The sequence below is a fragment of the Cytobacillus massiliigabonensis genome (assembly GCF_900199725.1).
Taxonomy (GTDB): Bacteria; Bacillota; Bacilli; order Bacillales; family Cytobacillaceae; genus Cytobacillus; species Cytobacillus massiliigabonensis.
Map to the genome: position 1 here is coordinate 49145 of NZ_LT904903.1, position 13356 is coordinate 62500.

The window sequence follows — 13356 nt, forward strand, 5'->3', positions numbered from 1 at the left end:
CTGTTGTAATGGGCTTGAATAGAAGGCAGTATTGAATAGCAGATGTAGAAAAGAGCGCTTTTCTTGTTTGTAATGCTTCTTTTATATAGTTTCGTCAATAAATTTTGCTGTCATTGCTATTGAAGCTCGCCAAAAATGGCGGGTTTTTTATTTATAAATTTGTTTTGATTAGCCTGGAGAACAGTTTAGAATAGAGAGAAGAGTAAGTTGAGAGGAGGAGCAGCTTTGAGTAAGAAGCAGCTAGTTCAGTTAGAAAATGTCTCATTTCAGTATGCTTTAGAAGCAGGTTTTGCCCTTAAAAATGTTTCCTTTGATATATATGAAGGGGAATGGCTTGCAATTGTTGGACATAATGGGTCTGGAAAATCAACACTTGCAAAGCTATTAAATGGGTTACAATTTCCACAAGAAGGCACTATTAAGGTGGGTGGAATGCTCCTTACAGAAGAAACCGTATGGGAGACAAGAAAAAAAATTGGCATGGTTTTTCAAAATCCTGATAACCAGTTCGTGGGAACAACTGTTCAGGATGATGTGGCTTTTGGTTTAGAAAATAATGGTATTGCTCGAGAAGAAATGCTAGAGAGAGTCAAATATTCACTGGAAAAAGTTAAAATGGCTCAATTTCTTGATCAAGAGCCGCACCATCTATCAGGTGGCCAGAAGCAAAGAGTTGCTATTGCTGGTGTCATCGCACTTAGACCTTCGATTATTATTTTGGATGAAGCAACCTCCATGCTTGATCCAAGAGGAAGAGAAGAGGTTTTGGAAACGGTTAGAGAGTTAAAAGAGAATCATCATATGACAGTCATTTCGATTACTCATGATTTAGAAGAAGCGGTAAAAGCAGATCGAATCATTGTGATGAATAAAGGGGAGCTTTATTGCGAAGGCAGTCCTGAGGAAATATTTCAAATGGATGAGGAACTTGTTCAACTCGGCTTGGACATTCCATTTCCTGTTAAAATGAGCAAACTATTAAAGGGACAAGGAGTTTCTCTATCTAGACATTTTTTATCAGAAGAAGAGTTGGTGGCAGAGTTATGGACATCTCACTACAAAAAGTAGAATACCGATATCAGGCTAAAACCCCTTTTGAACGCCTTGCTATTAAAGACGTGTCCATTGATATTCCATCAGGAACCTTTCTAGCGATTATTGGCCATACAGGCTCTGGGAAATCAACGGTCTTGCAGCATTTGAATGCCTTATTAAAGCCAACTGCGGGCAAAGTCGTTATTGGGGATAAAGAAGTAACATCAGATAAAAAACAGAAAAATTTAAAGGAAATACGCCAAAAGGTTGGAATTGTTTTTCAGTTTCCAGAGCATCAATTATTTGAAGAAACGGTTGAAAAAGATATTTGCTTTGGACCGATGAATTTTGGGGTTACGATAGAAGAAGCACAGAGAAGGGCTAGGATAGCAATTAAACAAGTTGGTCTTACTGAAGAGATACTAAGCAAATCCCCTTTTGACTTATCTGGCGGTCAAATGCGCAGAGTTGCTATTGCAGGAGTATTAGCAATGGAACCGGATGTCATCGTATTGGACGAGCCGACTGCAGGGCTTGATCCACGCGGGAGAAAGGAGATTATGGATATGTTCCATGCTCTTCATATGGAGAGGAAGCTTTCAACCGTGCTAGTGACACATAGTATGGAGGATGCATCTAAATACGCCGACCAAATTGTGATTATGCAAAATGGTGAAGTGTATAAAAAGGGAACGCCCGATGAAATCTTTTCATCTCCTGAAGGTTTGATGCAGCTTGGACTAGATGTGCCAGAGGTTGTACGTTTTCAGCAAAAAATTGAAGAAACCTTTCATACAAAGTTATCACAAACTTGTTTAACGATGGAGAAGTTAACAGAGGAAATTGCTTCCTTACTAAAAGGGGGGGAGCAGAAATGATGGAGAAGATGATTTTTGGCCGTTATGTTCCTGCTCATTCGCTGATACACCGCATGGATCCGCGCTCAAAGCTGGTGATCATATTTTTATTTGTTTGTATTGTATTTATCGCAAATAATAGTCTGACATATGGGTTTTTAGCCATTTATACTGTGTTAATGATTTCTTTATCTAAAGTGCCTTTCCGCTTTATTATAACAGGATTAAAGCCTGTTCTATTGTTAGTTCTCTTCACATTGCTTTTGCATTTGTTTTTAACAAAGGAAGGGGAACTCTTGTTTCAAGCTGGATGGTTTTCCATTTATGAAGAAGGTTTAAGGCAAGGTATTTTTATTTCTTTACGATTCTTTCTTCTTATTTTGATGACATCGATTCTTACATTAACGACGACACCGATTGAGATAACTGATGGACTTGAAAGTTTATTGCATCCGTTAAATAAAGTGAAATTCCCTGTACACGAGCTAGCTCTCATGATGTCCATTTCGCTTCGCTTTATACCGACTTTGATGCAAGAGACAGATAAGATCATGAAAGCACAAACGGCAAGAGGAGTCGATTTCTCAAGCGGTCCGATTAAAGATAGGGTGAAGGCGATCATCCCTCTTTTGATTCCGCTTTTTGTTAATTCCTTTAAAAGGGCTGAGGAACTGGCTACAGCGATGGAAGCTAGGGGTTACAGAGGCGGAGAAGGCAGGACAAAGTATAGGCAGCTTAGCTGGGGGCTCTTGGATACTTCAATGCTCCTATTCCTTGGAATTCTTTCGGCATTATTAGTCTTATTTCGAACATAATGGAGCCATGCGATGCAAAGATATAAATGTATAATTTCTTATGATGGAACACAATTTGCTGGGTATCAGGTACAGCCAAATAAGCGTACCGTGCAAGGGGAAATAGAGAAGGCGCTAAGAAAGCTTCATAAAGATATGGATATCAAAGTTAGTGCTTCAGGCAGAACGGATGCAGGCGTACATGCAAGAGGACAGGTGATCCATTTTGACTCCTCACTTAAGATTCCTTTAGCTAAATGGGAAATTGCTTTAAATACGCTGTTACCGGATGATGTCTCTGTTATTCGTACAGAAATGGCTCCCGATAATTTTCATGCCCGCTTTGATGCAAAAGGAAAGGAATATCGGTATTTCGTCCATCTCTCGAGACAGCGCGATCCATTTAAACGCAATTATGCTTATCAGTACCCATATTCTTTAGATATCAAGAATATTAATGAAGCTGTCCCCTTTTTGCTCGGAGAACATGATTTTACAAGCTTTTGTTCAGCTAAAACAGATGTAGTTGATAAAGTACGTGAGATACGCCAGATAGAAGTGCTCGAAGAGGGAGATATGCTGATTTTTCGATTCATTGGAAATGGTTTTTTATATAATATGGTCCGTATTTTAGTCGGGACGCTTCTAGGAACAGGTGCTGGTGATATTTCTCCTGGATCCATACCAGATATACTTGAAAAAAAGGATCGTGCATATGCAGGAAAAACTGCACCGGCACAAGGTTTGTATTTATGGGAAGTGCATTATTAAAATAATAATAGGTGCCATTTAAAAAAAAACATTAAAACAACTAAACCTGGCGTAACATTTTATTGACATTAGTCGATGAAAAGTGTATCATAGCAAAGGTATTGTTATTAAAACCACGATAAGCCCCGGAACTTATTGTGTTGAAGATAAATGAAACCAAATGAATGAATAATGGAAATTTTAGGAGGGAAAATTGATGCGTACAACGTTTATGGCGAATGCAAACAATATCGAGCGTAAATGGTACGTAGTTGATGCTGAAGGCAAAACTTTAGGTCGTCTTGCTAGTGAAGTTGCATCAATCCTACGTGGTAAACATAAACCAACTTATACACCACATGTTGATACTGGTGATCATGTAATTATTCTTAATGCTTCAAAAATCCACTTAACTGGTAAAAAGCTTACTGATAAGATCTACTACCGTCACAGCTTACACCCAGGTGGTTTAAAAACTAGAACTGCTAATGAAATGCGTACAAACTATCCTGAGAGAATGTTAGAGCTTGCTATTAAAGGCATGCTTCCAAAGAATTCTCTTGGCCGTCAAATGTTCAAGAAATTACACGTATATGCTGGCGCTGAACATAAGCACCAAGCACAACAACCTGAAGTTTACGAACTTCGTGGATAATTTATAGGGGAGGTTATTAACTTGGCACAGGTTCAATATATTGGTACTGGTCGTCGTAAGAGCTCCGTTGCACGAGTTCGTTTAGTTCCAGGCGATGGTCAAATTATTATCAACGGTCGTGAAATTGAAGATTATATCCCATTTGCAGCATTGCGTGCAGTTGTAAATCAACCGCTTGTAGCTACTGAAACACAAGGAAGCTATAACGTGCATGTAAATGTTAATGGTGGAGGCTATACTGGTCAAGCTGGCGCTATCCGCCACGGTATCGCTCGTGCGTTACTTCAAGCTGATCCAAACTACCGTCCAACATTAAAAGCTGCAGGTCTATTAACTCGTGACGCTCGTATGAAAGAACGTAAAAAATACGGTCTTAAAGGCGCTCGTCGTGCACCTCAGTTCTCAAAACGTTAATATCAACTTTTCAAAGACTCTCAACCAAATTGGCTGGGAGTCTTTTCTTTTATAAATCATAAAATATTTCGTGACTGACATAGCTTTTATCTATACAACTTGCCGTTGTTCAACATATGATAACCCGGACAAGCTTAAAAATAAAAAACTCGTTCAATGGATTGATACTAATTTAAGCGTATTTACAATTAATAAGAAAGGGGTTTATGTGAATGGGCGAAGGTGAGTATAAAGAAATACTGCTAAAGGAGCTAGTAAGGCAAGGTGAGGCATTACATTTAATTCTAGAACAAATGCAAGGTCGAGAAAAGATGGGAAAAGCTCCATCACAAAATGAAGAAATATTGATTAGGCTAGTCAATGAAATTTCAAGCATAAACGAATCTACACAAATACAACGTGATAACATAAATAAATTATTAATTGAAATGACGCAAATAAACGACAAGTTAGAAAACATTAAATCCACTAAGGAATATCAACCATCTGAAACAGCTAAACAGCCTTTTAGTTTCCTCAATGGCTTTAATTTAGAAAAATTGTTGAAAATGGCGAAAATTGCTGGGGATCTATATGAATTAAATAAGAATAATGAGAATGAATAAAAAAAGGCTGACTTATTAATTCCCCTAATAAGTCAGCCTCATTCTTTTTAATGCAACTCGTATCGATATGAGATTGATACGGCTCTTATTCCATTAAAATACAGCGCCAATAATAATCAGCAAAATAAACAAAATGACAATTAGCACAAAGGTGCTGCCATTTCCATTTCCATACCCTCTAGTTTCAGCCATTTGTTTTCCCTCCTTCGAATGGTTTTGAAAGAGCTCTTTCATCTATAAGGTATGAATAGAATCAAACTTTGAATAGGACAAGCATATTGATCGTATGGCGGAATTTTACTTTTTAATCAAAAAGTGATTAGCTTATATAAAGAATTTTTTTGATATTTTTATAAAAAATTGGCAGACAAAAGCGTCTGCCTTTTTGTATGTCTCTCCTATTGCGGTTAAAGACTATTATCAAGAGGTGGGAAGGCATGAATGTAATTACAACCTTTGCAGAAAAGAAACGAGAAAAGCAAATTAAATATGAGAAGTCCATTTTAAAGGAAATTTCTATAAAGGCATTAAAGGAAAAGGTACAGCATCATTTCGGTTCCTCAAGATTTGCTTCAGGGCTTATGATGAATGCTGGGATTGAAGAAGCTTGCTATGATGTGGCAATTGAAGCCTATTTATTAGGTGCAAATTTTAGCCGGTTTGGCATATATGGAGAGGGCGCTGAAGATGTAAGGAATCGGTGCCGATATGAGATCCGGCATTTTTCAGATACGTTATACAATTTCCTCTTGTATTGGGGGCATGGGGAGGAGGGAATGATGAGTGAATCTCTCTATTACCTATGTGAAGAATATGTAAACAGCTGGTGGATGGAGGGGTTTCAAAAAGGCCAAAGAAGACATAAGCTCCGCCTCCATTAAAAGATAACATTTAGGTCCTGTATTTCTTGTTCTATCTCTTTGCCTTGTCCCATATATTTAATTGAGGACGAGCGGGAGGTTGACAGGGAATATGAAAAAGTTAAAAGCTGCGGTATTCGCCATTGGACTAATCGTCCTATTTTTAATTTTGCAATATGATTTTTCAGAAGAGGATTCTTGGGAATCATGGCATTTGCCGTTAACAGGAAAGATTATTTTACTTGATCCAGGTCATGGAGGACCAGATGGCGGGGCGGGGGATAAGGATGCGCTTGAGAAGGAAATCGCCCTTGATGTGACACTGAAGGTGAAAGAATATCTTCAAGAACAGGGAGCGCTTGTGATTTTGACAAGAGAAGATGACCGTGACCTGGCTCCAGATGGTACAAAGGGCTATAGCAGACGTAAAGTAGAGGATTTAAAAAAGCGGCTTGAAATCATTAATACATCGGGAGCTGAGTTTTTTGCGAGCATCCATTTAAATGCAATTCCTTCATCCCGCTGGAGCGGCGCACAGACCTTTTATGCATCACATAAAGAAGAAAATGCAAGAGCAGCAAAGTTTATACAGGATGAATTAAGACGTAATTTGGAAAACACAAATCGAAAAGCAAAGAAATTAGATAATGTATACATCCTAAAACATGCTGAAATTCCGGGTGCTTTAGTGGAGATTGGCTTTTTATCCAATCCAGCCGAAAAGGAAAATTTGAAAAAAGAACAGTATCAGAACAAAGTTGCTGCCTCCATATATATGGGAATACTTAGATATTTTTCTAATGAAAAGGAGTTGCAGGAAGAGGAATAAAAGATGCTAAGCGGCATCTTTTTTTAATATCAGAATTTATAACTTTGGAGTTAGCGCCTATCGCCTATCAAACTTCAGGTCACCTCCGCAACGATTGCGTCAACATCGGTTCGCTCTCGCTCACCGTGTTTTCCTTTATCGAAAGAACCGGATCTTCCATTTTGTACGGCGATGACCAAGGCGCTTGCGCTTTTCTTAGTATTCAAAATGAACCGATTAAGCAGGAGCCGGTAGAAAGTAGTGGGTATTGGTTTTAATTAGACAAGGTGTGATAGAATTAACTGTAGCGCAATAACAATATGTTATACTTTAATGGAAACGAATTCATAAAGGCAGGTGCTAGTATGTTAACGGAACAAAATATAAGAGAAGTTTTAAGTGGAGTTCAAGAGCCATTTATACATAAACCACTAGGCGAACTAGGTGCCATTGATGAAGTAAAAATCAAAGAAGAAAAAAATCATGTAAGTGTAAAGATATTAATTGCAAAAACAGGAACTGCTGAGCAGCTTCAGCTTCAAACGCAAATTGTGAATTTGTTAAAAGAAGCAGGTGCCGCTACTGTCGGTATCCGGTTTAGTGAGCTGCCGGAATCTGTATTAGCGCAGTATCGTCAAGCGGTGAAAGAAGAGGATAAAGGATTGCTGTCTCCTGATAGCAAGACAACCTTTATTGCGATTGCGAGCGGAAAGGGTGGAGTTGGGAAATCCACTGTTTCAGTGAACCTTGCTGTCTCATTAGCCAGATTAGGGAAAAAGGTCGGCTTGATTGATGCTGATATTTACGGATTCAGTGTGCCTGATATGATGGGGATTACGACACGCCCTGTTGTAAGAGGAGAGAAGATTATTCCGGTTGATCGTTTTGGCGTAAAAGTCATTTCCATGGGGTTCTTTGTTGAAGACAATGCTCCGATTATTTGGAGAGGTCCAATGCTTGGAAAAATGCTCAATAGCTTTTTCAATGAGGTAGAGTGGGGCGACATCGATTATTTATTACTAGATTTACCGCCTGGAACTGGTGATGTGGCACTGGATGTTCATACAATGCTTCCGTCTTGTAAAGAAATCGTAGTAACAACACCACACCCAACTGCTGCTTTTGTTGCCGCACGAGCAGGTGCGATGGCGATAAAAACAGAACATGAAATTTTGGGCGTTATTGAAAACATGGCTTATTTTGAAAGTAAGCTTACGGGTGAGAAGGAATTTGTTTTCGGCCAAGGCGGGGGACAAAAGCTTGCTGAAGAATTAAAAACAGAAGTATTAGGTCAGTTGCCTCTTCAGCAACCAGACTGGGATGAAAAGGAGTTTGCTCCTTCTGTATATCAAGAAGATCATAGATTGGGAAAAATCTATACAGAAATTGCAGAGAAAGTTGTTCATTCTCTGGAGGGTAAATAAGAAAAAACCTCTTTTCACTTTGTGAAAAGAGGTTTTTTCTTGGGATTTAGCTGCCGCCTTCTCCACTCTGGGCGCCGCCTTGGTCACCGCCCTGCTCTTTATCACTTTGCTCTCCTCCTTTTTCACCGCTTTTTACTTCAGTAGCGGCTTTCAGAAGAATTTCTTGGATTTTTGCCTTAAAGAGCGGACTCTCAAATGTTTCTGTTACAATGGTCTGTAAATGTTCACGATATTCCTTGCTTTTTAATACATTTGTTACTTCTTTTTCTAATTCAGGATCTTTTAAAACCTCAATCATCATTCCGCGGTATTCAGGATCCTTCATTAGGTCCTTTAACAGTTTTTCGTTTTCTTTTTTCATGCTTTTTGCAATGCTTTCAGCAAACTTAGGATCTTCAAAGGATTTTTTCCAAAATTCTGTTCCCTTATCTGAAGTTAATGTTTTTTCTATCGTTTCAGAGACGACTGCTTGATCCATTACTAGCTTCTGCTTCATTTTGTCATCTTCCATTAGTTCCTGAATTGCCTTTTTGCCATCATCAGTTTTCAGTATATCAACAATCATTTTCTTTGTTTGTTCATAATCCATATTGTTGCCGCCGGCTTCTCCTTGACCACAGCCTGCAAGCATCATGATTAGAATAAAGGGGAAGAGCATTCGAAACATTTTTAACATATAGAAGCTCCTTTCAGAGATGTCCTTAATATTAGAATGAAGAAAATGAGTAAATATTATTCGCTTGAATTGCTTTACCTAGATTTTTCATTGCTACGTTGGTACAATCAAAAGTGATTGAATAAATGCTATGGAGGAAAAATAAATTGACTAGCCGAAATTGGGTAAAGTTGTTTATGTCAACTCTGTTAGTTGGGGGATTAACTACTGGGGTTGTAGGCTTTTTTGTGCGTTGGAAGGAATTTGAACCTTTATTTGCTTCTTTCGATCTTCTTGAAATTTTATCTGTTTTAATATGGTTAATTGGAGTAGGTTTTATTTTCAGTGTTCTTAGCCAAGCCGGTTTTTTTGCTTATTTAACGGTTCATCGTTTTGGGCTTGGCATCTTTAAATCCCATGCGTTATGGAATGCTGTTCAGATCATTCTTATCTTGTTTGTTTTATTTGACTTGGTCTACCTCCGTTATAATGCTTTTGCTGGGGATGAAGAAAGCATTTGGCCCTATATTGGGGTAGCGGCATTTATCCTATTTGTAGGAGCGGCAGTTGCAGCAATGAAAGTAAAGATGACTAGCAAAGAAGCATTTATTCCTGCTATATTTTTTATGGTTGTTGTTACAACAATCGAATGGGTGCCAGTTTTGCGTGTAAATGAAGAAAGCTGGGTATATCTAATGATTTTCCCTTTATTAGTATGTAACGCCTATCAGCTGCTTATTCTTCAAAAGCTTAATAAAGCTTCACAAGAGCAAAGACAAAAAATAGCAAAGAAGCCAGCCAAATAAGGCAGGCTTTTTTGTTTAAGTATACATTATTTTACTTCAGTTGTTTTTGTTTCAGCATTTGCAATCATTTCAGAAACGGACACTAGCTTTAAATTTTTGCTGTTTATTACTTGAATGATGTTCGGTAAAGCTTTTGCTGTTTGTTTCGCTGAATCAGAAGCATGTAATAGCATGATATCTCCCTTTTTTGCCTGTGACGCATTCTTGATAATGGTTTCTACACCGGGATTTGTCCAATCCTTTGAATCAATGCTCCAGTGTACAACTGTATAGCCAAGCCTTTCAGCTACCTTTAATGTTTTTTGATCAAAATGTCCTGTCGGTGCGCGAATAAGTTTAATATCTTTTACGTTTAACTTTTTAAATACATCTTGAGCTTTCGCGATATCCAGCCTAACTTTCTGTTCCTCAAGCTCAGTATAATCTTCGTAATTATATCCGAGTATTCCAATTTCATATCCTTCCTTCACGATTCGAGCAACAAGATCTGGGTGGCGCTCTGCCCATGAACCTGCAAGGAAAAAGGTTGCAGATTTTACGTTTTCCTTTTTAAGAATATCAAGAATGGGTTCCGCTTTTTCATCCCCCCACCCGATATTAAATGTGAGAGCAAGATCTTTTTCACCTTTGTATATTGCTTTAGGACCATCTTTAGCAGAAAATGCCGGCAGGTGGACAATGTTTCCTACATAAAGAATCCAGGCAGCAAAGAAAGCGGTTGTTACTACGATAGCGAACTGTTTTAACATTTTCCCGTTAAGTACAAAAAAGAAGTTCATATTACTCTTCACCTCGTCCAAATCACTTCTTGTCTCAATCTTATGCAGATATTTTCCAAAAATGATTTGAAAAACAAATTCATAAAAAAAATAAAATGGAAAATACTACAAAAACCAAACTGAAATAAAGGGGTTTTAGGATGATAGGCATGTTAATCAATCAAAAGGAATTAAAAGAAATGCAGTATTTAATAAAGCGAGAAATGGATGAAATTTTATTTGATTTAAAGGATGACCGAATCGATCATATAGTAAAAAGAGCCATGGAAGAACGATACAAAATTTTATTTTCGTTATTCAAAAGAGTAGCTGCACCTAATGAATGCTTGAAATATATGCTTAATAGACAGAAGAAGGAAAAAAGGGGGTAAAACTTTTTAAAAAAAATTTGATTTTTATTGACTTAGTGTTATTTAGCTGTTATATTAATAAACGTCGCTGATGACATATTGAAAACAACATTAAAAAAAGTTGTTGACGTCAAAAGCGAAAGGTGATATATTAATAAAGTCGCTGTGAGCGATGTAACGATATTGCTCTTTGAAAACTGAACGAACAAAAACGTCAACGTTTATTATTTTTAGTCTTTTATCAAAAAGACATTTATGAGCTAATCAACTCACAATTTATTGGAGAGTTTGATCCTGGCTCAGGACGAACGCTGGCGGCGTGCCTAATACATGCAAGTCGAGCGAACTTGCGGGAGCTTGCTCCCAAAAGTTAGCGGCGGACGGGTGAGTAACACGTGGGCAACCTGCCTGTAAGACTGGGATAACTTCGGGAAACCGGAGCTAATACCGGATAATTCTTTTCCTCACATGTGGAAAAGCTGAAAGATGGCTTCGGCTATCACTTACAGATGGGCCCGCGGCGCATTAGCTAGTTGGTGAGGTAACGGCTCACCAAGGCGACGATGCGTAGCCGACCTGAGAGGGTGATCGGCCACACTGGGACTGAGACACGGCCCAGACTCCTACGGGAGGCAGCAGTAGGGAATCTTCCGCAATGGACGAAAGTCTGACGGAGCAACGCCGCGTGAGTGATGAAGGTTTTCGGATCGTAAAACTCTGTTGTTAGGGAAGAACAAGTACCGTTCGAATAGGGCGGTACCTTGACGGTACCTAACCAGAAAGCCACGGCTAACTACGTGCCAGCAGCCGCGGTAATACGTAGGTGGCAAGCGTTGTCCGGAATTATTGGGCGTAAAGCGCGCGCAGGCGGTCTTTTAAGTCTGATGTGAAAGCCCCCGGCTCAACCGGGGAGGGTCATTGGAAACTGGGAGACTTGAGTGCAGAAGAGGAGAGTGGAATTCCACGTGTAGCGGTGAAATGCGTAGAGATGTGGAGGAACACCAGTGGCGAAGGCGACTCTCTGGTCTGTAACTGACGCTGAGGCGCGAAAGCGTGGGGAGCGAACAGGATTAGATACCCTGGTAGTCCACGCCGTAAACGATGAGTGCTAAGTGTTAGAGGGTTTCCGCCCTTTAGTGCTGCAGCAAACGCATTAAGCACTCCGCCTGGGGAGTACGGCCGCAAGGCTGAAACTCAAAGGAATTGACGGGGGCCCGCACAAGCGGTGGAGCATGTGGTTTAATTCGAAGCAACGCGAAGAACCTTACCAGGTCTTGACATCCTCTGACAATCCTAGAGATAGGACTTTCCCCTTCGGGGGACAGAGTGACAGGTGGTGCATGGTTGTCGTCAGCTCGTGTCGTGAGATGTTGGGTTAAGTCCCGCAACGAGCGCAACCCTTGATCTTAGTTGCCAGCATTCAGTTGGGCACTCTAAGGTGACTGCCGGTGACAAACCGGAGGAAGGTGGGGATGACGTCAAATCATCATGCCCCTTATGACCTGGGCTACACACGTGCTACAATGGATGGTACAAAGGGCTGCAAGACCGCGAGGTTTAGCCAATCCCATAAAACCATTCTCAGTTCGGATTGCAGGCTGCAACTCGCCTGCATGAAGCCGGAATCGCTAGTAATCGCGGATCAGCATGCCGCGGTGAATACGTTCCCGGGCCTTGTACACACCGCCCGTCACACCACGAGAGTTTGTAACACCCGAAGTCGGTGGGGTAACCGCAAGGAGCCAGCCGCCTAAGGTGGGACAGATGATTGGGGTGAAGTCGTAACAAGGTAGCCGTATCGGAAGGTGCGGCTGGATCACCTCCTTTCTAAGGATGAAATGAAGTCTAACTTCATTAAAAGACGTTTCATTGTTCGTTCAGTTTTGAGAGAGCAATTCTCTCATATGAATTTGTTCTTTGAAAACTAGATAATGTATATAAAGAAGAATAACCGAGTAATCGCCATCTTAGTTTTCTCTTATGNCGGGGAACTGAAACATCTAAGTACCCGGAGGAAGAGAAAGCAAACGCGATTCCCTGAGTAGCGGCGAGCGAAACGGGATTAGCCCAAACCAAGAGGCTTGCCTCTTGGGGTTGTAGGACACTCTACACGGAGTTACAAAGGAACGAGGTAAATGAACAGGTCTGGAAAGGCCGGCCAGAGAAGGTAAAAGCCCTGTAGTTGAAACTTCGTTCCCTCCAGAGTGGATCCTGAGTACGGCGGGACACGAGAAATCCCGTCGGAAGCAGGGAGGACCATCTCCCAAGGCTAAATACTCCCTAGTGACCGATAGTGAACCAGTACCGTGAGGGAAAGGTGAAAAGCACCCCGGAAGGGGAGTGAAAGAGATCCTGAAACCGTGTGCCTACAAGTAGTTAGAGCCCGTTAATGGGTGATAGCGTGCCTTTTGTAGAATGAACCGGCGAGTTACGATTACATGCGAGGTTAAGTTGAATAGACGGAGCCGCAGCGAAAGCGAGTCTGAATAGGGCGAATGAGTATGTGGTCGTAGACCCGAAACCAGGTGATCTACCCATGTCCAGGTTGAAGTTCAGGTAACACT

The 13356-nt window shown here is 40.3% G+C and carries 15 protein-coding genes and 1 other annotated feature (1 of these 16 running past the window's edge); of the genes, 12 read left to right on the forward strand and 3 right to left on the reverse strand.

What is annotated here, in order from left to right; all coding sequences use genetic code 11:
• The first annotated feature begins 225 nt into the window (after nucleotides 1–225).
• From C1726_RS06280 to C1726_RS06310, 7 genes are all read left to right on the forward strand, one after another.
• Entirely contained in the window at nucleotides 226–1068 is an 843-nt protein-coding gene (locus C1726_RS06280) for an energy-coupling factor ABC transporter ATP-binding protein (protein WP_102272424.1), read from the forward strand.
• Complete coding sequence (locus C1726_RS06285; protein WP_102272425.1) at nucleotides 1044–1913, forward strand: energy-coupling factor ABC transporter ATP-binding protein; 870 nt, start codon at nucleotides 1044–1046, stop codon at nucleotides 1911–1913. The genes C1726_RS06280 and C1726_RS06285 overlap by 25 nt, the downstream gene beginning before the upstream one ends.
• Nucleotides 1910–2707: an energy-coupling factor transporter transmembrane component T family protein gene (locus tag C1726_RS06290; protein WP_102272426.1), complete on the forward strand. Its 798-nt coding sequence runs from the start codon at nucleotides 1910–1912 to the stop codon at nucleotides 2705–2707. The genes C1726_RS06285 and C1726_RS06290 overlap by 4 nt, the downstream gene beginning before the upstream one ends.
• A gap of 12 nt (nucleotides 2708–2719) precedes the next feature.
• The gene (truA, locus tag C1726_RS06295; protein ID WP_102272427.1) at nucleotides 2720–3457 is read left to right on the forward strand and encodes a tRNA pseudouridine(38-40) synthase TruA; all 738 of its coding nucleotides are present in this window, start codon (nucleotides 2720–2722) and stop codon (nucleotides 3455–3457) included.
• A gap of 196 nt (nucleotides 3458–3653) precedes the next feature.
• Nucleotides 3654–4091, forward strand: coding sequence for a 50S ribosomal protein L13 (gene rplM / locus C1726_RS06300; protein ID WP_053478236.1), 438 nt, complete (start codon nucleotides 3654–3656; stop codon nucleotides 4089–4091).
• Between the two features lie 21 nt (nucleotides 4092–4112).
• The gene (gene rpsI / locus C1726_RS06305; protein ID WP_057767233.1) at nucleotides 4113–4505 is read left to right on the forward strand and encodes a 30S ribosomal protein S9; all 393 of its coding nucleotides are present in this window, start codon (nucleotides 4113–4115) and stop codon (nucleotides 4503–4505) included.
• 212 nt (nucleotides 4506–4717) lie between these two features.
• A complete protein-coding gene (locus C1726_RS06310) occupies nucleotides 4718–5110 on the forward strand; it encodes a hypothetical protein (RefSeq protein WP_102272428.1) in 393 nt (130 codons plus the stop codon).
• Nucleotides 5111–5203: 93 nt separating this feature from the next.
• Here C1726_RS06310 and C1726_RS06315 read toward each other — a convergent pair whose 3' ends face one another.
• A complete protein-coding gene (locus C1726_RS06315; RefSeq protein WP_075209061.1) occupies nucleotides 5204–5302 on the reverse strand; it encodes a YjcZ family sporulation protein in 99 nt (32 codons plus the stop codon).
• A 245-nt stretch (nucleotides 5303–5547) separates the two neighbouring features.
• On the opposite strand from C1726_RS06315, the gene C1726_RS06320 reads away from it, so the two are divergent.
• From C1726_RS06320 to C1726_RS06330, 3 genes are all read left to right on the forward strand, one after another.
• Entirely contained in the window at nucleotides 5548–5991 is a 444-nt protein-coding gene (locus C1726_RS06320) for a YbaK family protein (protein ID WP_102272430.1), read from the forward strand.
• A gap of 91 nt (nucleotides 5992–6082) precedes the next feature.
• Nucleotides 6083–6799, forward strand: coding sequence for an N-acetylmuramoyl-L-alanine amidase CwlD (gene cwlD / locus C1726_RS06325; protein ID WP_102272431.1), 717 nt, complete (start codon nucleotides 6083–6085; stop codon nucleotides 6797–6799).
• Between the two features lie 344 nt (nucleotides 6800–7143).
• Nucleotides 7144–8202 carry an Mrp/NBP35 family ATP-binding protein gene (locus tag C1726_RS06330; RefSeq protein ID WP_102273223.1) on the forward strand — a complete coding sequence of 353 codons (1059 nt, stop codon included), beginning with the start codon at nucleotides 7144–7146 and terminating at the stop codon, nucleotides 8200–8202.
• A 46-nt stretch (nucleotides 8203–8248) separates the two neighbouring features.
• Here the strand turns inward: C1726_RS06330 and gerD are convergent, their stop codons facing one another.
• Nucleotides 8249–8878, reverse strand: a complete 630-nt coding sequence (gene gerD, locus C1726_RS06335; protein WP_102272432.1) for a spore germination lipoprotein GerD — start codon at nucleotides 8876–8878, stop codon at nucleotides 8249–8251.
• A 146-nt stretch (nucleotides 8879–9024) separates the two neighbouring features.
• On the opposite strand from gerD, the gene C1726_RS06340 reads away from it, so the two are divergent.
• A complete protein-coding gene (locus tag C1726_RS06340; protein ID WP_102272433.1) occupies nucleotides 9025–9663 on the forward strand; it encodes a KinB-signaling pathway activation protein in 639 nt (212 codons plus the stop codon).
• A 26-nt stretch (nucleotides 9664–9689) separates the two neighbouring features.
• On the opposite strand, the gene pdaB is transcribed toward C1726_RS06340, so the two are convergent.
• Nucleotides 9690–10442, reverse strand: a complete 753-nt coding sequence (pdaB, locus tag C1726_RS06345) for a polysaccharide deacetylase family sporulation protein PdaB (RefSeq protein WP_102272434.1) — start codon at nucleotides 10440–10442, stop codon at nucleotides 9690–9692.
• A 140-nt stretch (nucleotides 10443–10582) separates the two neighbouring features.
• On the opposite strand from pdaB, the gene C1726_RS06350 reads away from it, so the two are divergent.
• Complete coding sequence (locus C1726_RS06350; RefSeq protein WP_102272435.1) at nucleotides 10583–10813, forward strand: hypothetical protein; 231 nt, start codon at nucleotides 10583–10585, stop codon at nucleotides 10811–10813.
• A 255-nt stretch (nucleotides 10814–11068) separates the two neighbouring features.
• Nucleotides 11069–13356, forward strand: a sequence feature (most likely nonfunctional fraction of RNA operon); it runs 2169 nt beyond the window's last position.